Below are 22,378 nucleotides of genomic sequence, written 5' to 3'. Positions count from 1 at the left end.
GGGATGAGTGACCCGGCCCTCGACGTGGTCGAATTCGTGTTGACGACACACCTCTATACGGACCGTCGCGACCTCGACGAGAACGATCTCCCGCCACGGTTTCGACAGGTGTTCTGGACCGACGCGCCCGGTGAGGACGGCCCCGGCGGCGTGGAACGACCGCTCAAGGCCACCGACTCGACGGTCCGGACCGCCACCGGCGTCGAACACCCCTGGGAGGCCGTCTCCGACCTCCTGTTCACGCAGCGAACCGACTTCTCCGGCGAGATCTCGCTCACCCAGCCCGAGATGGCCCTCGAGTGGGTCCACGAGCGGGCCGACGACGACCGGATCGCGACCAACCCGACGCTTGCGACCGCCCTTGAGGACCACGCGGACCTCGAGACGACCGTCACCCACGAGGCGGCGCGGGATAACAACCGTCCGATCCACGCCGATCGCGTCTGGATCGATGCCCTCCTCGAGGAGTACTTCGACGAGGAGGAGGACGCAGAGATGCTCGATCTCGTCAACGTTCGCGCGCCGGAGGAGATCGAGACGACGCTCGACGATCTGGTGCTCACCGGCGACCAGGAGGACGAGATCCAGAAGCTCGTCAAGGCGATCGAGCACCGCGAGTACCTCGCGAGCATCGGCCTCCGGGAGATCGGCAAGCTCCTGTTCGTCGGGCCGCCCGGGACGGGAAAGACGACCGTCTCGCGGGCGCTCGCACACGAACTCGGCCTGCCGTTCGTCGAGGTGAAGCTGTCGATGATCACGAGCCAGTACCTCGGCGAGACGGCCAAGAACGTCGAGAAGACCTTCGAGGTCGCCAAGCGGCTCTCCCCGTGTATCCTCTTCATCGACGAGTTCGACTCGGTCGCGAAGACGCGCCGCTCGGACGAACACGCCGCGCTCAAGCGCGCCGTCAACACCCTGCTCAAGTCGATCGACGACATCTCGCTGGTCCGCGACGAGGTGTTGCTCATCGGCGCGACCAACCACCCGGACCAGCTGGACGCGGCCGCGTGGCGGCGGTTCGACGAGATCGTCAACTTCCCGAAACCCGACCGCCAGATGCGGTCGGACATCCTCCGGATCGTCACCCAGGAGATGGACATCGCCGACTTCGACCCCGACGCGATCGCCGAGTTGACCTCGGGGCTGACCGGGTCGGACCTCCGGATGGTCCTCCGTGAGGCCGTCCTCCGCGCGCTGACCGAGGAGCGAATGACCCTCACCCAGGCGGACGTGGTCGCCGCGGTCGAGGACTTCGAGGAGCGGGACAACTTGAAGAACATGGATATGATCGAGGGCGAGGGCGCGGAGATCGTCGGCGACGGCGGCTCCGGGTCACACGGTCACGACCACGACCACGGCGACTCCGGCCACGACCACGGCGACTCCGGCCACGACCACGGCGACTCCGGCCACGACCACGACACGTAGTTCCCTCCGTCCGTTCAGGATCCCCCCCGTTCTTCGCTCGCCGGTCCCAACGCGCTCACTCGAACCTCGTGAGTCCGTGATCGGTCCGCCGCAGTGATCTCGATCGCGACGGTCTCCGCGATCCGGTCGCGAACCGTCTCCCGCCAGTCGGCGACCGCCGCGACGTGTCGTTCCCGATGCGTCTCGACGTCGTAGATGCCCCGGTTGCGAAGTCGGTCCTCGGTCTCGTCCGGGTCGGGATACGGCGGGGGATCGGCGACGAGGGATCGGGGATCGACGTGCACCGCTCCGGCCGAGGACGTCCCCGAATCTCCGTCGTCCGTCGGCGGATCCGACTCCGTGGCGGCCGCGTCGTGGATCCGCGCGCGCATCCGCCCCGAGAACGGCGGCGTCACCCGGAGCACCGTCCGTCGGGCGCCCCGTTCCCGTGCCTCGAGCGCGGTCACGACGTCGTCGGCGTGGACGACGATGACGCGGATCCGCGTCGGATCCGGGCCCTTATCCGTGGGATCGGTGGGCATACTCGGCGGTACGCCGTGACGGCTGAAAACTTCGTGGACGCGTTCCTCACCGGCGACGATCGCCCAGTGATGATCGTCGAACCGTGAGTCACCCGAATCGTGAGTCGCCCGAACCGTGAGTCGCCCGAACCGTGAGTCGCCCGAACCGTGAGTCACCAGGGCGGGGTGCGCTCGCCCGCATACACGGCGACCTCGAGCCAGTTCTCCTCGGGCGGCAGGGGACACGAGAACGTCTCGGTGTACGCACAGAACGGGTTGTACGCCAGGTTGAAATCGATCGTGACCTCGTCGCCGTCGTCGAGCTCCCCGTCCGGCTCGAGCTCGATGTAGCGGCCGTTGTGGTACGTCTCCTGCCCCGTCGTCTTGTCGCGAAACGGCACGAACAGGGCGGCGTCCGGCTCGCCCTCCTGGCGGTACGCCGCAAGCGTCAGATCCGTCCCGTGCAGCTCGAACGCAAAGGTCACGACCCGAAGATACCGGACGTTCGGGCCGGCGGTCGTCTCGAGCTCGAGCGGCTCGGGGTCGTCGTGGACCGTCACGGTCGCCGGGACGCGATAGTCGGGAGCCGGATCGAAGTACGCCAGCCCGTCGAAGGAATCGCGACGTTCCGGCGGGATCGGCGACTGCGGATGGTCGCCGAAGAACTCGTCCTTCTCCGCACGGCTCTCCTGCACCCGGCGCACGTAGTCATCGGTCATACCTTCGGATCGAACCTCGAGCCGTATGAGCGACCGGATCCGTGGCTGGGGAGCGACCGGTCCCGTGGGCGGACCTTTTACCTTCCGTGCCGACCGAGGGGAGGACATGCAGGCTCGTGATCTGATGATCACCGACGTGCAGACTGTGTCGCCCGACGACGATGTGGCGGACGTGCTCAAGCGGTTCGCGCGCGTCTCCTTTTCGGGATTCCCGGTCGTCGACGACGACCGGTATCTCCTCGGGATCGTCTCCGAGTCCGACCTCGTCGACCTCTTCGAGCCCGAGGACGAGACGCTCTGGATCCCGATCGGCTTCCCGCCGTTCGTCGACACGCTCACCTACCAGATCGACGTTCCGTGGAGCGACATCGATACGGGCCTCGACTTCGTCCGCGAGTCCGGTCGCCCGATCTCCGAGGTGATGACGACCGACGTTGCCACGGTGGAGCCGGACGCCGACGCCGACGTCGTCCTCGACCTGCTCGTCGGCGACCCGGACGTGAACCGGGTTCCGGTCGTCGACTCCGAGGGCCGACTCGTCGGACTCATCGCCAGACAGGACGTGATCCGGGCCGTCCGCGATCGTGGGTTGGACTAACCGCACGTCAGCGTCCCTCGCTGCGGGTTCGCTCCGCCGTCGGGCTTCGAAACCCTCATGGCGTCTCCCATCCCAGTGCCGACGTGAGCAGCTCCCGTGACCTCCTCCTGTTCATCGTTCTCGCTGCCCTCTGGGGGTCGGCGTTTATGGCGATCAACGCAGGGCTCGAGTACTTTCCGCCCGTCCTGTTCGCGGCGTTCCGGTATGACGTCGCCGCGGTCGTGATGCTCGGGTACGCTGCCCTCGTCGTCGAGGACCCGATACCGCGCACCCGCGGCGAGTGGACTCTCGTCGCGATCGGCGGCCTCCTCCTCATCGCCGCCTATCACGTCTTTCTGTTCGTCGGCGAGTCGGACCCGCACGTGACGAGCGCAGTCGCCGCCGTTCTCGTCAGTCTGTCGCCGGTGTTGACGACCGTCTTCGCTCGCGGCTTCCTTCCAAGTGAACGGCTGACCGCCATCGGAACCGTCGGACTCATCGTCGGGCTCGTGGGCGTCGCCGTCCTCACGCGACCGGACCCGGGGAACCTCCTCGGCGACGGGACCGTCCCGAAGCTCCTCGTGTTCCTCGCCGCGGCGGCCTTCGCGCTCGGCACCGTCCTCACCCGCACCGTCGACGCCGAATTGGAGATCGAGACGATGGAGGCGTGGTCGATGGCCATCGGCGCGGCCGTTATGCATCTGGTCTCCGTCGGCCTCGACGAGTCGATCGGCGAGGTCGTCTGGTCGTTGGAGGCGGTCCTCGCGCTGGGCTATCTGTCGATCGGCGCCAGCGCGATCGGGTTTCTCGTCTTCTTCGACCTCCTCGAACGACTCGGTCCGATCGAAATCAACCTCGTCTCGTACGTGGCTCCCGTCTTCGCGGCACTTTCGGGATGGGTCTTCCTCTCGGAGGCGATCACGCCGGCAACGATCGTCGGATTTCTCTTCATCTTTGCCGGGTTCCTTCTCGTGAAACGCGATGCGATCCGGGCCGAGGTCGCGCGCCAGCGCTCGACCCGATGACACGTCGGCACCTCCCGGCGGTACGCTCGGCGACGGCACGAGGGTGGTACTCACTCACATAGGTTTTTGATGCCCGTCGCCGTACGCCGACGTATGCGAATACTCGTCGTCGGATTCGGACGGGTCGGTGCACGAACCGCGCGGGTGCTCGATGCTGAGGGCCACGAGGTGACGGTCGTCGACGACGACCACGAGAAGGTGCTCAGATCCCGGGAGCGTGGGTTCACGACGATCGAGGGTGACGGAAGCGACCGCACGGTGCTCGAAACGGGCGGGATCGACGAGGCTGCGGCCGTCGGCGGGCTCACCGGCACGGTCGAGACGAACCACCACATCTGCCGGATCGGCTCCGAGTACGGCTGTCGGACGGTGATGCGTCTCAGCGAGGACGTCGATCCCGACGTGTACGACCGGTACGAGGCGGACGCCGACGAGGTCATCTATCCCGAACGCTTCGGCGCCGCCGGCGCGAAGACCGCGATCCTCGGCGGCGATTTCAACGCCCTCGGGGACTTGACCGAGGGCTTGCAGCTGATCGTGGTGACGATCGACGGGGACGCACCGGTGGTCGGCGCACACGTCAACGACATCGACCTCGGCGACCACGGACGCATCTACGCGCACGGCCGTGACGGCGACCCATTGACGATTCCGCTTCCGGGCACCGCGGTCGAGGCGGGCGACAGGCTGGCGATACTCGCGGTCACCGGTGCGATCGAGGACGTCGAGTCGACGCTCCTCGGCTGAGGCGGCCGTTTCGAACGAGCGTGTGACGGGGGGCGCGCGGGGTGAGGATGGGGGAACTGCGGATGGTGCGCGCCCGGTCGATCCGGGCGCCGCGGCGACCATAAATCCACGTCAGACGCGCGGCGGTCACCTGACGATCGCGGTGGCTACCCGGGATCTTCCGTGACCGTGGGGTCGCCATAACCACGTGGTCCGTAAACGGGATGGTCGCCCGCACCCTTCGACGGAGCGTGCACTGGGGCAACCTCTTCGATCGACACTCCGCGGAGCACACGGTTGCGGACGTCCGTACGGCGCTCGAGTGCCAACGCTCGGCGGAGTCGAACGGCGAGAGGAACGAGGCGGGGGCTGCGGACGTCTCCGACCCCCGCGCCGGGTCGACCGCCGGTGCCGACGGTGCCGACGGTGACCGCAGTGACCCGAGCATCGACCGGATCGTCGCCGACGCGGACGTGCTGGCGGCCGATCTCCTGGTCGGCGGGGAGGCCCGTGCGGCGCTTGACGTGGTCCGACGCCATTCGTGGCTCACGCTCGTCGCGACCCGGCAGCTGCTCGCGGATGCGCGGGCTGTCATCGCCGACCTCGCCGATCCGGCCCTCGCGTCCGCGTGGCACGCGCTCGCGGCGGACCGGATCGTGCTCATCGAGCAGCCGCCGGGCGATCACCCCGCGCTCGCGGCGGCCTATCACGGCGGCGCGATGCACGTGCTCTCGTTCGATCCGGCCCTCACGAGCGCCGCGGCCGGGGTGGCGCTCCGCGATCGGGTTCCGATCAGCGTTCGGGAGCCGCAGGCGTTCGTCACCGTGTTCGACCCGGAACGGGTTTATCCGACGGTCGTCGGGGGAGAGTATCCCGGTCCGGACCGCGACCCGCGCGGGTAATCAGGTGGCGCCACCGTCGTGAGTTCGTGACGTCCACGGGCTGCCGCCCGCAGGTCCGCCGTCCGTGGACTCGGCAACGATCCGGTGTCCCGTTTTGGCGTCGGTCGAGGTTGATGGCGAGCAGGCGACACGCGCTTCGAGGTGGATAGCGTCCCGCCTCGACGCTGCGTGTCGCGCAACCGCGTGGGCGCCGAGGACGGCGAAACGGGCACGCGACCGGGTGGCGCCCGATCACGTATATACCTCCGGAGCCGCCGGATCGACCGCGGTCGGCCGTGGCCGAACGACTCGTTACCGCTGGGCGAACCACTCGGCGAATTTCGCGAGCGCGCGGCCGCGGTGGGAGACCGCGTTCTTCCGTTCGGTGGCCATCTCCGCGAACGTCGTGCCGTCGTGTTCGAAGATCGGATCGTAGCCGAAGCCGCCGTCGCCGCGCGGGGCGACGATCGTTCCCGGGACGTATCCTTCGAAGAGCTTGACGGGCAGCGCGGCCCGATCGGCGTCGGCGTCGGGGCCGGCCGCGGCCGCGGCGACGCGGTCCTCGCGGTCGATCGGGTCCGGCGTCGCGGCGAACTCCTCGCCGTCGCAGTAGGCGAGCACGCAGCGGAAGGCTGCGCGCCGGTCCGCGAGCTCGGATGCGACCTCCCAGACTCCCTCGACGCCGAGGGTGTCCTCGACGTACGAGGAGTACGGTCCGGGAAACCCGCCGAGTCCCTCGATGAACAGTCCGGCGTCGTCGACCACGACCGGCTCGCCGGCGTGTCGATACGCCTCGCGGGCGCCGTGAGCGGCGATCGGGCCCAGGTCGTCGCTCTGGATCTCGGTGTAGTCGTACGCCAGTCGGTCGATCGACTCGTCGGGGAGGTACGACTCCGCCTCCCGAATCTTCCCCGGATTGGTCGTCACGTAGGTGAGCATATCGGAGGCTCGCCGACCGGACACGAATAGTCGTCGGTCGCCGACGGCGGAGGCGCGGGGTCCTCCGCGAGACGATGTGGTGACTCCGCGAGACGATGTGGTGACTCCGCGAGACGATGTGGTGACTCCGCGAGACGATGTGGTGACTCCGCGAGACGATGTGGTGACTCCGCGAGACGCTGTCGTTACTCCGCGAGGAGGTCCTCGTAGCGCGCCCCCGTCTGTTTCAGCGTCTCCGTCGAGTAGAGGCGTTCGTGGGGGACCGGAAGGTAGTCGGCGGCGAGCTCGTCGATCTTGGCGTCCACCGCGTCGGCCTCCCGGCCGTGGATCATCGTGAACAGGTTGTACGGCCAGTCCTGCTCGGGGCGGCGCGGGCGGTGATAACATAAGGTCACGTACGGGAGGCTGCCCACGCGCTCGCCGTACGCGTCGAGGTCGTCGTCCGGTACGTCCCAGACGACCATACAGTTGTTTCGGAAGCCGGTGACGACGTGGTTGACGACGCACCCGATACGCTTGATGCAACCGTCGCCCAGCAGTCGTCTGGTCGCGGCCCGGACGTCCGCGGCCGACGCGTCGATCTCGGCGGCGACGTCCCGGTACGGCGTCGGCGAGAGCGGGAGGCCGTCCTGGATGGCTATCAGGAGGTCGGCCTCCAGCGGCGACAGATCCCCGCGGGCGTCCTCGGCGATCCGGGTCGCCGAGGCGTCCGCGCCGGCCACGGACTCGCGGGCGAACCGGTCACGGTTGACGACGGGGAACTCGAGGTCGATGTAGTAGTCGGTCAGCATCGGGAGCGCGAGCACCGAACACCCCGTTTCCGACTCGATCGCCGAGAGGATCTCGTCGCGCCGCTGGCGGGAGCCCGCGGTGACGACGAACCACATGTTCCACTCGTGGTCGCGGCGGTAGTTGTGGTTCACCTGCCGGTAGCCGTTCACCGTTGCGGCGATCCCGTCGAATCGGTCCGCCGGCGCTCGGACCGCGGCCAGCGTCGAGGAGCCGATGACGGGGGGATTCAGGACGGCGCCGAACCGGCGGAAGACGCCCGCCTCGCGGAGGCGACGAACGCGTTCGAGGACCGCATCCCCGTCGACGTCGTGACCCGTCTCCGCGGCGATGGCGTCCGCGACGGTCTCGAACGGGCGATCGGCGACCGGGAAGCCGCTCTGGTAGCCGTCGATCAGCGCGGCGTCGACGACGTCGAGGTCCGCACGCCAGTCGGCGTCGAGGCTCATTATCCCCGGTAGGGCCGCCGCGTATCTACGGCTTTCGGAGCGGGACGCGCTCGTCGTGGCGTGGTTCGTGTCTCGTCGTGGCGTGAGTCGGTCTCGTCGACGGCATAGGTCGCGTCTGGTCGTTGGCGTCGGTCACACCCCGACGCCGGTGTGGACGCGTCGGGGCGAGGAACGTCCGGACGACGCCGGAATCGCCGGCCGCCCGTGGCCGGCGAACGGGACGCTTTTGCGCCCGGCGACCGAAGTCGACGTATGGCGAACGCGACCCTCGAGTTCGGCGAGTGGCCCCTCGAACGGCTGATGACCGAGGTCTGCGGATCGGGACCGAAATCCGCCGCGGACCTGACGCGCGAGCAGGCGACGGAGGCGTTCGAGCGCATCCTGGCGGACGAGCCGGATCCGACGACGCTGGGCGCGTTCTGGCTCGCCAACCGCTGGAAGAAGAACGTCCCCGAGGAGCTCGCGGCGTTCACCGACGTGATGTGCGAACGCGTCGAGTACGCCGAGCCGGACGCGGATCCGGTCGACTGCGGCGCCAACTACGACGGCAAGGGCGACACGGCGATCCTCGGCGCCGCGGCGGGGATCGTCGCCGCCGCCGCCGGCACCCCGGTCGTCGCCCACTCCGGCGACCGCGTGCCGACCCAAAAGCAGGACGCCTACAAGCACGTCCTCGACGAGCTCGGCGTCGCGACCGAGCTCACCCCCCGGGACTCCGCGGCGATGGTCGACGAGACCGGCTTCGGATTCTATTACCAGCCGGCATTTAACCCCGCGATCGACGCCCTCCACGAGCGACGCGATCGGATGGGCGTCCGCACCTTCGTGAACACGATCGAGACGCTCGCGAACCCCGCGGGCGCGGACGTCCACCTGGGATCCTTCTATCACCTCGCGTTCGCGAAGAAGATCTGTGACACGTTCGCGGCGAGCCGGTTCCACGACCTGGACCGAGTGATCATGTTCCAGGGGATGGAAGGGTACGACGACATCCGTCCCGGCTACACGAAGGTGGCCGATTGGCGGGCGGCTGGCGCTTCGGACGGAGCCGCCGATGCCGATCCGGCCGAGGAGGTCGCCGATGCCGATGCCGCCGCGGACGCCGCCGACGGTCCGACGTTCACGGACTACGAGATCGAGACCGCGGAGTACGGGATGGACTTCGAGACGGACGACCTGGCCGTCGACGACGTCGCTGCCGACTCCGCCGCGATCACCGAGGCGGTCCTCGCTGGCGACCGGACGGACCGCTTCGCGGACGCGATCGCGCTCAACGCGGCGTTCCGGATCTACGCCCGCGACGACGTCGAGACGCTTGCGGACGGGCTGACGGCGGCGCGCGAGGCCATCGACGACGGGTCCGCCGCCGCGGTTCTCGAGGAGTTGCAGGCGTTCTGACCGTCGACCCCCACCGCCGATCTCACCGTCGACTCCGGTTCGAAGGGGTCGGTTCGAGGTCGCGGGGTTTATCGCTCGTAGGCACCAAGCATTCACGATGACCGAGGCGTATCGCGGGGCGCTCGGCGCGTTCCCGTACGCGGTTCGCGCCAGCGACTCGTGGTTCTTCCGCGTCTACTGGCTCGTGGGATCGCTTGCGGCGCTGTTCGTCGCTCTGGTGGTCACGATGGGGCTGGTCGTCGAGCTGGCCCGGACCTCCGAGCTGGTCCGTGGCGGGCTCGTCTCCTTCTCCCGGTCGCTGTTCGTGCTCGTCGGGTTTCTCGCGGTCGGCCCGCTCGTGGCCCCGGTCCTGCTGGTCGCGCGACGCCACCGTCTCGGAACCGACGTCCATCCGCGATACGACCAGGCGCTGGCGGCCTGTGGGTACGCGTTCCTCGCGTCGCTGTACCTCGCACTCGTGATCTCCGCGCCGCCGGCGTTCCAGACCCCCACCGACTCGGCGCTGTTGGAACTGTTGTACGCCGCGCACCCGATTCTCGGGATCCTTCCGCCGCTCGCGGCTGCCGTGGTGATGGTGCTCGTCCACCGGCGGCTCGGGACCTGAGGGCCCGTCGTCACGGATCCGGTCCCCTCGATACGCCGTCGCAAGGGGACGGCGCGGCTCGAAACGCCGAAAAGGGCCGACCGCCTATCGGGCGTATGACCGACGACGAGACCCCCCCGGCCTCCTCCGGCGGGACGGTGGATGGTGGGGACGATGATGATCCCGTGGACGGCAAGACGGGAACCTTCCTCGTCACCCACGCCGACACGGACTCGGCGGTGCTCAGGGACGTTCACGACGGCCAGGTGCACACCGTGGAAACGAACCCCGGCGTCGAAACCGAGGACGTGCTTGAGGCCACGATCGCCCCGGATCCGCCGTTGGAGGTGACCTATCAGGTCGTCGCCGTCGAGGACCGATGGACCGTTCCGATCGAGGAGAGCGAGGAACCGCCGACGCCACAGGAACGGTCGATCGCCGCCGACCAGCCAGTCGGCGATCTCACGCGGGAGCCGCGTGCGGGCGTCGGCGAGCTGCACGTGCTCACGGTGCCCGAGGAGACGACCGCGGAGGCGGTCGCCGACGTCCTCGAGGACCGGGAGGGGACGCTCGCTCGTGCCGCCAGGTTGGGCGTAAACCGCGTTGAGGTGCGCTCGGAGCCCGGCGTGGTGAGCGTTCGCTACCTTCCCTGACCGCCGGCGCCGGCTGCGGTAATCGGATCCTTCATCATCATCCACTCGGAAGGAACACGTTCAAGTCGCCAGCCCGCCTGTACCCTCATATGTCCGAGGCCCAGGCCGTTCGGCTCTCCTACGAGGACGGCGCTCGAGCGGTCGAACTGGCGCGCGAATCGGTCGAATCGTTCGTACGACACGGCCAGCGCGAACAGCCGGGCAGTATGCGCGACGCCTTCTACAACCGGACCGGCGCGTTCGTTCGCCTCCAGTCGACGCGCGGCCGGGGCCGGCTCCGCGGCTGTGCGGGTACCTACAGCGAGGGCGACCAGCTCGGCCACGCGATCGTCGACGCGGCGATCACTGCCGCCTCCGACGACTCCTGTGGCTCCGAGGTCGGTCCCAAGGAACTCGACTCGTTACAGATCTCGGTGTGCGTCGTCTCACGCACCACGCTCACTGACGACCCGATCGCCGACCTCGAGCTCGGCGTTCACGGCGTGGCGATCGACGCCGGCGGGAACCACGGCTGGATGTATCCGATGTTGCCCGTCGAGAACGACTGGTCGGAAGCCGAGTTCCTCTCGCGTGCCTGTCGGAAGGCGCAGCTGCCGCCGACGGCCTGGCAGGATGATGAGACGATGGTGACGCTCATCGAGGGGCAGGTCTTCCGCGAGCGCGAGGACGGCGGCGCGGTCGAGGCGTTCTCGACCGAGTGATCGACGGCCCGGCTCGATCGACTACTCCTCGGACCCGTATCCGACCCGATCGGCGTCCGCGAGCGCCCGCTCGGCGGCCGCGTCGACGTCGAACGTCCGTTCCTCGACGATCTCCCCGTCCCTGATCAGCGGCGCCAACAGCGGCTCGCCGTCCGCGGGGCCCTCGCGGTCGGCGAGCCCGACGTGGTGACCCCCATCGGGCGTCCGGTAGACCTGCTTGCGCCCCGAGAGCTTGCCGCGCTTCGCGGCCGGCTCGCCGTCCACGCTCACGATGTCGAGCGCGAAATCGACCGGATCGGCGTTCGAGACGTAGCCGCCGACGCCGAACCCGTCCGCCACCTCACGCAGCGACCGCAGATCGGTGGGGGTGAGACCGCCCGAGACGTACACGTCGACGTTCTCGTGGCCGCGCGCGTCGAGCTCCCACCGCACCTCGCGGACGATGTGTCGGAAGTCGCCGCGCCGTGACCCGGTCGTGTCGAGGCGGACGCCGTCGAGATCGTCGCCCAGCTCGCGGGCGGCCCGGATGACCTCGTCCTTCTCGTCGGAGTACGTGTCACAGAGCGCGATCCGCGGGACGTCGGGATCGACCTCCTCCTCGAAGGCCCGCCAGGCCGCCTCCTGGTTTCCGTTCCCGAAACAGATCACCAGCGCGTGCGGCATCGTCCCCGAGGCCTCGCGACCGATCACGTCCCCGGCCGCGACGTGGGAGAACCCGTCGAACCCGGCCACGAGCGCCGACCGCTCGACCGTCGCGGTCATCGCGGGATGAACGTGGCGCGCGCCGAAGGAGAGCACCGTCGAGTTCGGCGCCGCGGCTCGGCAGTCCAGCGCCGCGGTCGCGATCCCCGAGGCGTGTGACAGAAACCCAAGCAGCGACGTCTCGAAGCGCGCGAACGCGAGGTATGGTCCCTCGATCCGCATCACGGGGCCGCCGTCGAACAGCCGCCCCTCGGGGATCGCGTCGACGTCGACGTCGAGTCCGGCGAGGAGCTCGGCCGCGTTCTCAAGGCCCGCGAACAGCTCGAAGTCCCCGTCCGGGAACTGGTCGGCGGTCACCTCGGCGACCACGGTGGGGTTCCGGTCGGACGCCTCGAGCACCCGTTCGGTCCGGTCGAAGTACGCGTCCGTCGCCCGGCCCGCCCGGATCGCGTCGGCCCCGACGATGTCGAACTCGCTCATACCCGCCCTTCGCCTGCAGTCGGAAAAAGCCACTCGGCTCGCTCGTCGCCACCCGCCGGTCGCGGTTCGACGGTCGCGGTTCGGCGGTCGCGGTTCGGCGGTCGCGGTTTGCTGGTCGTGGGTGGCTCGGCGGTCGACCGTCACTCGCGGCGGCGTCTCGCGAGGAGCGCCCCGGCTGCGATCGCGGCGATCGCGGCCACGATTCCGAATCCCGGCGTTCCCTCCGCCGTCGAGTCGGTCTTCCCGGCCGTGGCGGTCTCGACCGTCGGTGTCCCGTCGTCCGGGATCGTCGGCGACGGCGGCGTGACGGTCTCGCCTCCATCGACCGGCTTTACCGGATCGATCGCGGGACGGAGGTCGAAGACGGCGTCGGAATCCGGCGCGTGGACGATCGTCACCCGGGTTCCGTTCCGTTCGATCGCGTAGGCGCCGCTGAAGCCGCCGTCGGCGACGTACCGCGTGCCGTCCTCGCGGTGGACCGCGTCGTGTGCGGCGAGCACCTGTCGGTAGGTCGCGTGGAACTGCGCGGCGTCGAGCGCCGTCCGCCATTCGGTCACCCAGACGTAGCCGTTTCGCTCGGTCGCTCCCCGGTCGTTCCGGTAGGGGAACAGCCGGTCGCCGGCCCAGCCGGCCGTCGAGGGGTGGTCGTAGTTGTAGACGGACTCGGGATGTGACGTCTCGAACAACACCGATCGCCAGTCGAACGTGTTCGCGTCGTACTCCCGACTCTGGTACCAGAACATCGTGAACATCGACGCCTCGCCGGCCGTGTCCGACCCGTTCACGCCCTGGTCGGGGTAGGTCGTCCAGCCGTTCCGGGCGGTGTCGGTGAACGTGATGTTCGCGGTCCGTCGTTGCTCGCGGTGGATTATTTCGGCGGTCGCGTTCGGCGGGCGCTCCATTCGCTCGTCGACGCCGCTCCAGCCCTCCTCCTCGACGATATCGGCGACGTAGGCGGGGCCGTCGGAGTACGGCTGGAACACCGTCAGGAAGACGCCCCAGTTTTCGGGTCCGCTGCTCCCCCCACCGCCGTCCTGGCTCGGGTCCGGCAGGCAGTCCCACTCGCCGGTCTCACAGCGTTCATCGTACCGGTTCTCGACGTAGCCCGCCTCCCCCTCGACGATCCCGTCGATGGCGAGGTCGGAGTCCTGCGTTGCCCCGGCGTACCGCGGGCGCGAGAGGTCGTGGTACTGGTCCTGCATCGCGTGGGTCAGCTCGTGCACCAGCGTGGCCTCGCTGATCCGGATCGCCTCGCCCTCGGGAACGACGATCACGATCCGGTCCTGGCCGGGGGAGTAGAACCCGGCGACCGACCCCGACAGCGTCCCCTGGATCGCCTCCTCGGAGGAGCCGTCCTCGCCGACGATGAACAGCGCCTTCCAGACCTGGTCGTTCCACCGATTGAACTCGTTTCGGGCTCCGTCCACGGAGTCGTTTCCGGACGCCGAGTCGTTTCCTGACGCCGAGTCGTTCCCGGAAACCATCGCCGTGTACTCCTCACGCGTCATCGTCTCGACGGGAACCGTCCGGTTGAAGCTCCGGTTGCGGACGTACTCGACCCGCGCCATTCCGCGGTGGACGACCCTGGTGAGCTCCTCGTCGCTCAGGCCGTCGCTGGGGTCGACGTCGAGCTCGGCGTTATGGCAGACGCCCTCCCAGTAACCGATCGCGTCGTTCGACGTCGCGTTACACGGTTCCGTCGTTTGGGTGGGACCGGGCGGCCGGAACTGCGGGACCGTATCCGGCTCATCGATGCCGGGGGCCGACCCGGACGCCGTGACGGGCGTGGCGGCCACCGCGGCCGGCCCGACCATCGCGGAGACCACCAACGCGGCGGCGAGGAGACCGAGAACCCGTCGCATACCGGGGTATGAACGTAGGGGCGTAAGTACCTTACCCGACGAAAGTCGGTTCCGTCGGACGACGGGAACCGGATCGGTCCCCTCCGGGATGAACTCGCTCGAGGAGATTCGGGGGAGAACTCGTTCGGTGGGGATTCGAGGGAGACTCGACGGAGGGGCTTGATGGGGATCCGTTTTTGCCACCCCGCCGTCGATCGATCGATATGCGCTTCGATCCGACCGAGACCGCCGTGGTCGTCGTCGACATGCAGAACGGCTTCTGTCACCCGGACGGGAGTCTGTATGCGCCGCCGAGCGGGGCGGCGATCGACCCGGTTGCCGAGCTCGTCGAGCGCGGGCGCGAGGCGGGCGCCCGGATCGTCTTCACGCGTGACGTCCATCCGCCCGAGCAGTTCGAGGACACCCACTACTACGACGAGTTCGACCGGTGGGGCGAACACGTTCCCGAAGGCTCCTGGGAGGCCGACATCGTCGACGATCTGTCGGTGCAGGACGACGACCACGTCGTCGAGAAACACACCTACGACGCCTTCCACCGGACCGAGCTGGAGGGCTGGCTGAACGCCCGCGGGATCCGCGATCTGGCGATCTGCGGGACGCTCGCGAACGTCTGCGTCCTCCACACCGCCGGCAGCGCCGGGCTTCGTGACTTCAAGCCCGTCGTCGTCGAGGACGCGCTCGGCTACATCGAGCCCGATCACCGCGAGTACGCGGTCGATCACGCAGACTGGCTCTTCGGAGAGACGACGACGTTGTCCGACGTCGAGTTCGAGTGACGAGAGGGCGAGCTCGGGCGGGAGTGTGGACATTCGGACAGGAGTGCGGGAGTTCGGCGGGAGCACCGAAGCCTCACTCAGGAGTCGTCGACCGTCACGACCTCACAGTCGAGCTTCTCGCGCAGGAACTCGTCGATGTCCGGGTCGGAGAACACCTTTCGGAGCGTTCGTCGCCAGCGGCTCGCCTGCCGGGAGCCGATCACGACGACGTCGGCGTCCTCCGCGGCGACCTCCTCGAGGATCGACTCCTCGACGAGGAACCCCTTGCGAACGACGTAGCGTGCCCGGTCGATCGCCCCGAGCTCACGTTCGACCGCCCGCTTCAGGTCGACGCGGGTGACGTTGTGGCTGTCCTGATACAGGTCGACGTGGAGGACCGTGAGGGAGGCGTCCCGGTCCGCGGCGATCCGGGCCGCCTCCCGGAGCGTGGCCGCGGAGTTGCTCGTCAGCGGGTACCGGACGGGGACCACGACCAGGGTCATGTCCGATCCCTCGACCGCCCGTTACAAGACCCTGCCGTTCCCCGACGCGGCGTGCCGCTTCCGGAGTCACCTCCGCCGTGCCGCTCCCGGTTGCCTCCTACCGGTTTGCCCGCGCTGGATCGACCCCGCCAACGATCCGGATCCGCCCCTCGATCGCGGGGTCGACCCCGCGTTCGGCCGCGTATCGATACAGCTCCTCGTACTGGATCCCCCCTTCGCCGACCCGGTGTCGTTCCTCGAGCGTCGGGAACTCGTGGTCGGAGTGCAGCAGGTACTCCGAGGTCGCGATCGTGTACGTCGCGTCGGGATCGATCGGATCACCGCCGACGGTCGCCTCGCGGATCCGTTCCGCGTCCGCGTCCCAGACGATCCGGGCGTTCGAGACGTGGCCGTGCCACCAGTCGTCCGCGCCGAAGTCGACGTCCGGGGCGGCCATCTCGCGGAGGATCGACCGCAGCTCGGTCCCGGTCACCGCGGCGCGGACGACCGGCTCCTCGAAGGGGACGAGCCCGATGCACGTCGCCTTGGTGACCGCGCCGTCGATCGGATCCCCGGACCGGATCCCGCCGGCGTTCGAGAGCCCGACGTCCGCATCGACCGCCCACCGGAAGGCGTCGGCGACGAAGTTTCCGACGCGGCACTCCCCGCCGTGGACCACCGCGTCGCCGCGCTCGATCGGCTCCGTGACCGTGGCGACGACCTCGTCGAGGGTCGCCCGCTCCAGCCGGTCGGTCAGGGTCGCCCGGAGCCCCGGGACCGGATCGGCGCCGTCGCGCTCGTGGAGGCGTCCCGTCGGCGTCCCGGACCCGGACAGCTCGACCTCCGTGACGGCCCGCCCATTGACCCCCGGCCGGACGAGGAGGGTTCCGTCGATGACGTCGACCAGACGGTCGTGGACGTGGCCGCCGAGGATCGCATCGACGTCGGTCGACCGGGCCAGCTCCTCGTCCCCGCCCCCGAGATGCGAGAGGACGACGACGTGATCGGGGGCCTCACGGTCGCGCATCGTCCCGACCGCGGCCCGGACCGCATCGACGGGATCCTCGAAGGAGAGTTCGGCGGCGTGAGGGTTCAGCGAGTCGGTCGCAGGGTCCGTGACGCCGACGAACCCGACCCGGTCGCCGTCGATCGTTCGGACCGTGGCCGGGACGACGCCCTCGGCACGGCCGAACGGTTCGCCGTCGGCGTCGCGGACGTTCGCGGAGACGAACGTCGGGTCGGACGCGGCGACGATCCCGCGGAGCGCGTCGGGCCCGTAATCGAACTCGTGGTTCCCGAACGTCTCCAGCCGCGTGCCGGCGGCGGCGTAGAAGTCGACCGCCTGTCGGCCGCGCGCGACCAGCGAGCACACGCCCGGCGCGACCGTGTCGCCGGTGCCGACGACGATCGCGTCCGGGCCGTCGAGCGCCCGGAGTCGTCCGGCGAGCGCGGCCGCCCGCTCGGGCGTATCGAAGACGTTCTCGACGTCGGAGTGGTGAAGAAGACGCGGCATCGGATGCCGATCGTACGTCGGGGATCGAATAAAAGGGATCGGCGTGCCCGGTCGGTCCGTTGCCGGCGAGCGCAGGCGGATCGACCTCCAAGCGCAGGCGGGTTGGGGATCTCAATGCGTATGCGGGTTGCGGACACGGAGCCGGTCGGCCTCCGCTCCGGCCCGTGGACTCTGTCCCATCTTTACCCGGATATTGACACGCGGTTTGACGTTTTCCGATGATTCCCACACAAAAGCCGTTTACAGCATAAACGCTTATGTACTATGACCCATATGCGAAAGTGTACCTATGCCACGAAAGCACGACGATCGTCGAACGTTCCTGAAAAGCGTCGGGGCCGCGGCAACCACCGTGGGGCTTGCGGGCTGTGCCGGACTCGGTGGCGGTCCCGAACGGGATACCTTCCTCCTGGGCGCGGTCACGTCGCTGTCGGGCGACCTCCGCTTCGGCGGCGGGGTCACCCAGCGCGGCTACGACATGTGGGCGGACACGATCAACCGCGAGCAGGGCGGAATCGAGATCGGCGGCGACACCTACGAAGTCGAGGTCGAGTACGCCGACGCGCAGTCGAACCCCTCGGCCGGCGCCGACGCCGCCTCGCAGATGATCAACGCCGGCGCCGACGCGCTCCTCGGGCCGTACTCGAGCAACGTGACCCTCTCCGTCTGTCCGATCGCGGAGCAGAACTCGATGCCGCACATCACCGGCAGCGCCGAGTCGCCGCAGATCTGGCAGGAGGGCTATCAGTACAGCTTCGGGACGATTCCGACGGTGAGCATCATCGGCAACGAGGCGACGTCCGCGCTGTTGAACCTCGAGCCCCAGCCCGAGTCGGTCTACGTCACGGGCGTGAACGAGCCGTTCTCGGAGGCGACCGCCGTCTCGATGCGAACCGCGGCCGAGGACGCCGGGGTCACCGTCGAGAACTACGAGCTGTTCCCGCGCGATACGGACTACACGAACGTCGTGAGCGCGGCGCAGAACGCCGATCCGGACCTGCACCTCCACGGCGGACACATCGGCAGCCACGTCGACCTCGTCAGCGCGGCCTCGCAGCTCGGATACTCCCCGGACGGGTTCCTGATGCACTACGGCGTCAACACGGGCTCGTACAAGGACGGGGCCGGCGCCCAGGCGCCCTACACCTTCGGTGCGACCGTGTGGATCCCGAGCGTCGACCGGTCCGGCGGCGTGCTCTTCGACTCCCCGCAGGCGTACGCCGACGCGGCCGAGGCCGCGTACGGCTCCGCGCCCGACTACACGCAGGCCGGCTCGACCGCGGCCGGGATCGTCTACCAGGAGGCGCTCAAGGAGCTCAACGCGGCACCGCCGCTCTCCCAGGACGACAAGGACGAGCTCATCGGCATCCTCGAGGAGATCGAGGTCAACACCTTCTACGGCGACGTCACCTTCGAGGTCGGCGGCGAGTACCACCACAACAACATCAACACGCAGACCCTCCTCATCCAGCTCGGCGAGGACGGGTCGCCCACGATCGTCGGTCCCGAGGACGCCGCGACCGGCGAGCCCAACTACCCCGTCCCCGCCTGGGACGAGCGGTAACTCCCTCGCCAGTATTTTAAATGGTCGATATTGGACTCTTCACGCAGATCGTGATCAACGGCCTCCTGCTCGGGGGGATCTACGTCACGATCGGCGTCGGCTTCTCGCTGGCGTTCGGCGTGCTCGAGGTCGTCGACTTCGCGGTCGGCGAGTACGTGATGGTCGGCGCGTTCATGGGGGCGGTGCTCGCGCCCCTGTTCGGCGCCGAGGGGGTCTTCGTGATCCCGATCGTGCTCGTCGTCTTCTTCGCGGTCGGCGCGCTCATCCAGCCGCTGATCCACCACGTGACGACCGGCGATAGGCCCCACCCGCTGTTGATGGGACTCGTCTTCACGTTCGGGCTGGCGACGTTCCTTCGCGGGGGCGTGCTCACGGTCTTCGGTCCGAACAGCCAGGACGTCCCCTCGTCCCTGTTGACCGGCGGCATCGCCGTCCCGGGGCTCGGAACGTTCCCCGTGGTCCGGACGGTGACCGCCGTCTTCGGCGTGAGCGGCCTGGTCGTGTTCATGTACTACCTGTACCGAACGCGCGGCGGGATGGCCATCCGTGCGATCGCCGAGGACCGGACGAACGCCAGGCTGATGGGGATCAACATCAACCGCTACCAGTCGATCGCCTACGGCGCCTACGCAGCGTTGACCGGGAGCGCCGGCGTCTTCATCGGAATGACGTTCAACGCGAGCCCGGGAATGGGCCTGCAGTACACGGCGTTCGCGTTCTTCATGGTCGTGCTCGCCGGAATGGGATACCTTCCCGGCGTCATCATTGCGGGGATCGTGCTCGGGCTCACCCAGTCGTTCACCGCAGTGTACATCAGCGGGAACGCGGTGCTGCTCGTCCTGTTCGCGATCATCTACGTCGTGTTGCTCGTCTCGCCGGCCGGCATCCTCGGGAAGGGGGAGTGGGCCACATGACCGGAACCGCCCCCGTGATCGACCGATTGCCGGGCGACCGACGATATTGGTTCCTCGCCCTCGGCGTCCTGCTGCTCGCCTGGCCGTTCCTGTTCGGGTCCTTCTGGGCGCGGATCGGCCTCGGCGCGCTGATGTGGATCGGACTGGCCCAGTCGTGGAACATGATCGGCGGCTACGCCGGCTACCTGGACTTCGGCCACGGCGCCTACTTCGGCATCGGCGGGTTCGCGGCCGGGATCGCGATGGTGCAGTTCGGCTACCCGTTCGTCGTCGGGTTCGTCCTCGCGATCGTCGTCGCCGCCGTCCTGGCGTATCTGGTGGCGGTGCCGACGCTTCGGCTCACGGGCGCGTACTTCGCGATCGCGACGTGGGCGCTGGCCGAATCGATCAAGCAGGCGGCGCTGATCCTCGAGATCACCGGCGGGACGTTCGGGTTGAGCCTGCCGCGGTCGCCGGACACGTTCATCGGGATCGCGGTCCCGTTCGCGATCTCGGAGACGTTCTTTTACTACGCGATGTTGCTCCTGTGCACGGCGACGATGCTCGTCACGTACTACCTGTTCGAGCGGCACGAGTTCGGCTACCGGGTGAAGGCGCTGCGTGACGACCAGGACGCGGCCGAGTCGCTCGGCATCGACACGACTCGCGTCAAGCGACAGGTGTACGTGCTCTCCTGCGTCGTTGCCGCGGTGTTCGGGTCGGTGTACGCGTGGTACATCGTCTTCATCCATCCGAACGACGTCCTGGCACCCATCGTCACCGACCGGATGGTGATCATGGCGCTGCTGGGCGGACTCGGAACGCTGACAGGGCCGATCTTCGGCGGGCTGTTGGTGTTCCTGCTCCAGCGCCTCTCGTCGGTGTTCCTCGGATCGAGCACGTTCTACCTCCCGCTGATCGGGGTGCTCATTATGGTCACGGTGCTGTTCGCGCCAAGCGGGATCATCGGGATCCTCCGCGGCGAGGTCGGACGTGACGACGTGCGAAAGAACCTCAAGGAGCTCGGGGAGAAGTTCGATCTACTATGAGCGACCGCGACACCATCCTCAAGACGACCGACCTGACGAAGCGATTCGGTGCGCTGACCGCCAACGACCGGATCTCGCTGGCGGTCGAGCGCGGCGAGATCCGCGGGATCATCGGGCCGAACGGGTCCGGGAAGACGACCTTCTTCAACACCGTCACCGGCTTCTACGAGCCGGACGGCGGGACCGTCCACTTCGACGGCGAGGAGGTGACCGGCTGGGAGCCCCACCGGCTCGCGCGGCGCGGGCTCGGGCGAACGTTCCAGATCGTCTCCCCGTTTAAGAATATGACCGTCCGGCAGAATATGCTCGCGGTCCAGACCGACGACGGCCGGTCCCGCGAGGAGAAACGCGATCGCGTCGGGGAGATCCTCGAGTTCCTCGAGATCGACCACATCGCGGACAACGAGGCTCGCGGGATGTCCGGCGGCCAGCAGAAGCTGCTCGAGCTCGGCCGCGTGCTGATGCTCGATCCCGAGCTCGTGATGCTCGACGAGCCCGCGGCCGGCGTCAACCCGGCCCTCGAGGAGCGGATCATGGACCACATCCACGATCTCAACGACGAGGGGACGACCTTCGTCGTCATCGAACACGACATGCACGTGATGAAGACGCTCGCCGACACGGTGTCAGTCTTCGACTCCGGGAGCCACATCGCACAGGGCGACTTCGAGGAGGTCTCACAGAACGAGGACGTTCGAAAGGCCTACCTCGGCGGAACGACCGCGGAGGACGACGAGGTGCCGGTATGAGCGACGCCACCGACGAATCGAGAGGATCGGGAGGATCGAGAGGATCGGGAGGATCGGGAGCCGATGCCGATCGGACGGCGGACGCCGTCCCGACGCTCTCGGCCACCGACGTCGAGGCCGGCTACGACCAGCATCAGGTGCTCCACGGGATCACCTTCGAGAGCCGCGACGGCGTGACCTGCATCTTCGGGCCGAACGGGTCCGGCAAGTCGACGTTCCTCAAGACCATGAACGGGATCGTCCCCGTCTGGGACGGCACGATCACCTACGGCGACGTCGACCTCACCGAGGAGAAGCCGGAGGACATCGTCACCCACGGCATCGCGACGCTGCCGCAGGGCGGCGGCATCTTCGCCAGCCTCTCCGTCGAGGAGAACCTCAACGTCGGCGCGTTCACCGTCGACGACGCGGACGCGATCGCCGAGCGGAAGGCCGAGGTGCTCGAGGTGTTCCCGGCGCTGGAGGACAAGCTCGACCAGAAGGCGCGCGAGCTCTCGGGCGGCCAGCAGATGATGGTGAGCCTCGGCCGGGCGATGATGACCGGGGCCGACACCTTCCTGCTCGACGAGCCCTCGGCCGGGCTCGCGCCCCGGCTGGTCGACGACGCGTTCGGACTCATCGAGCGGCTCGTCGACCGGGGCGCGCAGGTCATCCTGATCGAGCAGAACGTCCGGGCCGCGCTCCGGCTCGCCGACTACGTCTACATCCTCGCGGAGGGCGAGGTGCAGTTCCACGGTCCCCCCGAGGACCTCTCGGAGGAGGACGAGCTGATGGAGCTGTACCTCGGGCTCTAGCGGTCCGACCCGCGACCATCGCCGACCCGCGACGGGGATCGGGTCGCGCCCCGGGTCCCCGATCGCGGTCGGCCGCGGTCGTGCTATGCAGCCGCCTCGCACGCTCCGGGCGGTTTGAAAGCCCTTTTATGCCATCCCGCAGTATCACGGGGCACAGCCTCTTCGGG

General features: G+C 68.5%; 23 protein-coding genes. 15 read left to right on the top strand and 8 right to left on the bottom strand.

Annotation, left to right across the window (positions count from 1 at the left end; genetic code table 11):
- Nucleotides 1-3 precede the first annotated feature (3 nt).
- Nucleotides 4-1,428, top strand: a complete 1,425-nt coding sequence (locus CPZ00_RS04280) for an ATP-binding protein (RefSeq protein ID WP_096389787.1) — start codon at nt 4-6, stop codon at nt 1,426-1,428.
- Nucleotides 1,429-1,442: 14 nt separating this feature from the next.
- Here the strand turns inward: CPZ00_RS04280 and CPZ00_RS04275 are convergent, their stop codons facing one another.
- Nucleotides 1,443-1,949 (bottom strand): hypothetical protein, encoded by a 507-nt coding sequence (locus CPZ00_RS04275; protein ID WP_096391591.1) that lies wholly within the window; start codon nt 1,947-1,949, stop codon nt 1,443-1,445.
- A 152-nt stretch (nt 1,950-2,101) separates the two neighbouring features.
- Nucleotides 2,102-2,647: a DUF1684 domain-containing protein gene (locus CPZ00_RS04270; RefSeq protein ID WP_096389786.1), complete on the bottom strand. Its 546-nt coding sequence runs from the start codon at nt 2,645-2,647 to the stop codon at nt 2,102-2,104.
- Between the two features lie 106 nt (nt 2,648-2,753).
- Between CPZ00_RS04270 and CPZ00_RS04265 the strand changes: the two genes are divergently transcribed.
- From CPZ00_RS04265 to CPZ00_RS04250, 4 genes are all read left to right on the top strand, one after another.
- Nucleotides 2,754-3,245, top strand: coding sequence for a CBS domain-containing protein (locus CPZ00_RS04265; RefSeq protein WP_096389785.1), 492 nt, complete (start codon nt 2,754-2,756; stop codon nt 3,243-3,245).
- 83 nt (nt 3,246-3,328) lie between these two features.
- Nucleotides 3,329-4,249, top strand: coding sequence for a DMT family transporter (locus CPZ00_RS04260; protein ID WP_096389784.1), 921 nt, complete (start codon nt 3,329-3,331; stop codon nt 4,247-4,249).
- A 93-nt stretch (nt 4,250-4,342) separates the two neighbouring features.
- On the top strand, nt 4,343-4,996 hold the full coding sequence (locus CPZ00_RS04255) for a potassium channel family protein (protein ID WP_096389783.1): 654 nt from the start codon (nt 4,343-4,345) through the stop codon (nt 4,994-4,996).
- Between the two features lie 230 nt (nt 4,997-5,226).
- On the top strand, nt 5,227-5,877 hold the full coding sequence (locus CPZ00_RS04250) for a DUF7384 family protein (RefSeq protein ID WP_096391590.1): 651 nt from the start codon (nt 5,227-5,229) through the stop codon (nt 5,875-5,877).
- A gap of 291 nt (nt 5,878-6,168) precedes the next feature.
- On the opposite strand, the gene CPZ00_RS04245 is transcribed toward CPZ00_RS04250, so the two are convergent.
- Both CPZ00_RS04245 and ahbB read right to left on the bottom strand, forming a co-directional pair.
- A complete protein-coding gene (locus CPZ00_RS04245; protein WP_096389782.1) occupies nt 6,169-6,795 on the bottom strand; it encodes a non-canonical purine NTP pyrophosphatase in 627 nt (208 codons plus the stop codon).
- Between the two features lie 185 nt (nt 6,796-6,980).
- Nucleotides 6,981-8,033 carry a siroheme decarboxylase subunit beta gene (ahbB, locus tag CPZ00_RS04240; protein WP_096389781.1) on the bottom strand — a complete coding sequence of 351 codons (1,053 nt, stop codon included), beginning with the start codon at nt 8,031-8,033 and terminating at the stop codon, nt 6,981-6,983.
- A gap of 252 nt (nt 8,034-8,285) precedes the next feature.
- Here ahbB and CPZ00_RS04235 point away from each other — a divergent pair, with 252 nt between their 5' ends.
- The 4 genes from CPZ00_RS04235 to CPZ00_RS04220 all read left to right on the top strand — a co-directional run bounded on the left by CPZ00_RS04235 (nt 8,286) and on the right by CPZ00_RS04220 (nt 11,368).
- Nucleotides 8,286-9,431 carry an anthranilate phosphoribosyltransferase gene (locus CPZ00_RS04235; RefSeq protein WP_096389780.1) on the top strand — a complete coding sequence of 382 codons (1,146 nt, stop codon included), beginning with the start codon at nt 8,286-8,288 and terminating at the stop codon, nt 9,429-9,431.
- Between the two features lie 97 nt (nt 9,432-9,528).
- Nucleotides 9,529-10,035 (top strand): hypothetical protein, encoded by a 507-nt coding sequence (locus tag CPZ00_RS04230; protein WP_096389779.1) that lies wholly within the window; start codon nt 9,529-9,531, stop codon nt 10,033-10,035.
- 95 nt (nt 10,036-10,130) lie between these two features.
- Complete coding sequence (locus CPZ00_RS04225; protein WP_233255136.1) at nt 10,131-10,667, top strand: DUF5812 family protein; 537 nt, start codon at nt 10,131-10,133, stop codon at nt 10,665-10,667.
- Between the two features lie 89 nt (nt 10,668-10,756).
- A complete protein-coding gene (locus tag CPZ00_RS04220; protein WP_096389778.1) occupies nt 10,757-11,368 on the top strand; it encodes a TIGR00296 family protein in 612 nt (203 codons plus the stop codon).
- Between the two features lie 21 nt (nt 11,369-11,389).
- Here CPZ00_RS04220 and CPZ00_RS04215 read toward each other — a convergent pair whose 3' ends face one another.
- Nucleotides 11,390-12,550, bottom strand: coding sequence for a nicotinate phosphoribosyltransferase (locus tag CPZ00_RS04215; protein ID WP_096389777.1), 1,161 nt, complete (start codon nt 12,548-12,550; stop codon nt 11,390-11,392).
- A gap of 140 nt (nt 12,551-12,690) precedes the next feature.
- Nucleotides 12,691-14,412: an Hvo_1808 family surface protein gene (locus CPZ00_RS04210; RefSeq protein WP_096389776.1), complete on the bottom strand. Its 1,722-nt coding sequence runs from the start codon at nt 14,410-14,412 to the stop codon at nt 12,691-12,693.
- A 203-nt stretch (nt 14,413-14,615) separates the two neighbouring features.
- Between CPZ00_RS04210 and CPZ00_RS04205 the strand changes: the two genes are divergently transcribed.
- Nucleotides 14,616-15,188: a cysteine hydrolase family protein gene (locus CPZ00_RS04205; protein WP_096389775.1), complete on the top strand. Its 573-nt coding sequence runs from the start codon at nt 14,616-14,618 to the stop codon at nt 15,186-15,188.
- A gap of 77 nt (nt 15,189-15,265) precedes the next feature.
- Here the strand turns inward: CPZ00_RS04205 and CPZ00_RS04200 are convergent, their stop codons facing one another.
- On the bottom strand, nt 15,266-15,670 hold the full coding sequence (locus CPZ00_RS04200) for a universal stress protein (protein ID WP_096389774.1): 405 nt from the start codon (nt 15,668-15,670) through the stop codon (nt 15,266-15,268).
- A 97-nt stretch (nt 15,671-15,767) separates the two neighbouring features.
- Nucleotides 15,768-17,162: a bifunctional metallophosphatase/5'-nucleotidase gene (locus CPZ00_RS04195; RefSeq protein WP_096389773.1), complete on the bottom strand. Its 1,395-nt coding sequence runs from the start codon at nt 17,160-17,162 to the stop codon at nt 15,768-15,770.
- A 289-nt stretch (nt 17,163-17,451) separates the two neighbouring features.
- Between CPZ00_RS04195 and CPZ00_RS04190 the strand changes: the two genes are divergently transcribed.
- Genes CPZ00_RS04190 through CPZ00_RS15830 form a run of 5 tightly spaced genes read left to right on the top strand, consistent with a single transcriptional unit; the run spans nt 17,452 to nt 22,211 of the window.
- Complete coding sequence (locus tag CPZ00_RS04190) at nt 17,452-18,726, top strand: amino acid ABC transporter substrate-binding protein (RefSeq protein ID WP_096389772.1); 1,275 nt, start codon at nt 17,452-17,454, stop codon at nt 18,724-18,726.
- Nucleotides 18,727-18,746: 20 nt separating this feature from the next.
- Nucleotides 18,747-19,640 carry a branched-chain amino acid ABC transporter permease gene (locus CPZ00_RS04185; protein WP_096389771.1) on the top strand — a complete coding sequence of 298 codons (894 nt, stop codon included), beginning with the start codon at nt 18,747-18,749 and terminating at the stop codon, nt 19,638-19,640.
- A complete protein-coding gene (locus CPZ00_RS04180; protein ID WP_096389770.1) occupies nt 19,637-20,668 on the top strand; it encodes a branched-chain amino acid ABC transporter permease in 1,032 nt (343 codons plus the stop codon). Before CPZ00_RS04185 ends, CPZ00_RS04180 begins: the two co-directional genes overlap by 4 nt.
- The gene (locus CPZ00_RS15835; protein ID WP_233255135.1) at nt 20,665-21,417 is read left to right on the top strand and encodes an ABC transporter ATP-binding protein; all 753 of its coding nucleotides are present in this window, start codon (nt 20,665-20,667) and stop codon (nt 21,415-21,417) included. Before CPZ00_RS04180 ends, CPZ00_RS15835 begins: the two co-directional genes overlap by 4 nt.
- Nucleotides 21,414-22,211: an ABC transporter ATP-binding protein gene (locus tag CPZ00_RS15830; protein ID WP_233255134.1), complete on the top strand. Its 798-nt coding sequence runs from the start codon at nt 21,414-21,416 to the stop codon at nt 22,209-22,211. The genes CPZ00_RS15835 and CPZ00_RS15830 overlap by 4 nt, the downstream gene beginning before the upstream one ends.
- Nucleotides 22,212-22,378 lie beyond the last annotated feature (167 nt).

It is taken from the genome of Halopenitus persicus, assembly GCF_002355635.1.
Lineage (GTDB): Archaea > Halobacteriota > Halobacteria > Halobacteriales > Haloferacaceae > Halopenitus > Halopenitus persicus_A.
Note: the sequence above shows the minus strand (reverse complement) of the source record. Positions and strands in the feature narration are given on the sequence as shown.

Excerpts from the sequence above, each read along its gene's own strand:
- CPZ00_RS04230 (WP_096389779.1), top strand. The coding sequence starts at position 9,529 with ATGACCGAGGCGTATCGCGGGGCGCTCGGCGCGTTCCCGTACGCGGTT.
- CPZ00_RS04210 (WP_096389776.1), bottom strand. The coding sequence starts at position 14,412 with ATGCGACGGGTTCTCGGTCTCCTCGCCGCCGCGTTGGTGGTCTCCGCG.
- CPZ00_RS15830 (WP_233255134.1), top strand. The coding sequence starts at position 21,414 with ATGAGCGACGCCACCGACGAATCGAGAGGATCGGGAGGATCGAGAGGA.
- CPZ00_RS04185 (WP_096389771.1), top strand. The coding sequence starts at position 18,747 with ATGGTCGATATTGGACTCTTCACGCAGATCGTGATCAACGGCCTCCTG.
- CPZ00_RS04245 (WP_096389782.1), bottom strand. The coding sequence starts at position 6,795 with ATGCTCACCTACGTGACGACCAATCCGGGGAAGATTCGGGAGGCGGAG.
- ahbB (WP_096389781.1), bottom strand. The coding sequence starts at position 8,033 with ATGAGCCTCGACGCCGACTGGCGTGCGGACCTCGACGTCGTCGACGCC.
- CPZ00_RS04180 (WP_096389770.1), top strand. The coding sequence starts at position 19,637 with ATGACCGGAACCGCCCCCGTGATCGACCGATTGCCGGGCGACCGACGA.
- CPZ00_RS04195 (WP_096389773.1), bottom strand. The coding sequence starts at position 17,162 with ATGCCGCGTCTTCTTCACCACTCCGACGTCGAGAACGTCTTCGATACG.
- CPZ00_RS04280 (WP_096389787.1), top strand. The coding sequence starts at position 4 with ATGAGTGACCCGGCCCTCGACGTGGTCGAATTCGTGTTGACGACACAC.
- CPZ00_RS04235 (WP_096389780.1), top strand. The coding sequence starts at position 8,286 with ATGGCGAACGCGACCCTCGAGTTCGGCGAGTGGCCCCTCGAACGGCTG.
- CPZ00_RS04275 (WP_096391591.1), bottom strand. The coding sequence starts at position 1,949 with ATGCCCACCGATCCCACGGATAAGGGCCCGGATCCGACGCGGATCCGC.
- CPZ00_RS04205 (WP_096389775.1), top strand. The coding sequence starts at position 14,616 with ATGCGCTTCGATCCGACCGAGACCGCCGTGGTCGTCGTCGACATGCAG.
- CPZ00_RS04265 (WP_096389785.1), top strand. The coding sequence starts at position 2,754 with ATGCAGGCTCGTGATCTGATGATCACCGACGTGCAGACTGTGTCGCCC.
- CPZ00_RS04225 (WP_233255136.1), top strand. The coding sequence starts at position 10,131 with ATGACCGACGACGAGACCCCCCCGGCCTCCTCCGGCGGGACGGTGGAT.
- CPZ00_RS04270 (WP_096389786.1), bottom strand. The coding sequence starts at position 2,647 with ATGACCGATGACTACGTGCGCCGGGTGCAGGAGAGCCGTGCGGAGAAG.
- CPZ00_RS15835 (WP_233255135.1), top strand. The coding sequence starts at position 20,665 with ATGAGCGACCGCGACACCATCCTCAAGACGACCGACCTGACGAAGCGA.
- CPZ00_RS04220 (WP_096389778.1), top strand. The coding sequence starts at position 10,757 with ATGTCCGAGGCCCAGGCCGTTCGGCTCTCCTACGAGGACGGCGCTCGA.
- CPZ00_RS04255 (WP_096389783.1), top strand. The coding sequence starts at position 4,343 with ATGCGAATACTCGTCGTCGGATTCGGACGGGTCGGTGCACGAACCGCG.
- CPZ00_RS04190 (WP_096389772.1), top strand. The coding sequence starts at position 17,452 with ATGCCACGAAAGCACGACGATCGTCGAACGTTCCTGAAAAGCGTCGGG.
- CPZ00_RS04215 (WP_096389777.1), bottom strand. The coding sequence starts at position 12,550 with ATGAGCGAGTTCGACATCGTCGGGGCCGACGCGATCCGGGCGGGCCGG.
- CPZ00_RS04200 (WP_096389774.1), bottom strand. The coding sequence starts at position 15,670 with ATGACCCTGGTCGTGGTCCCCGTCCGGTACCCGCTGACGAGCAACTCC.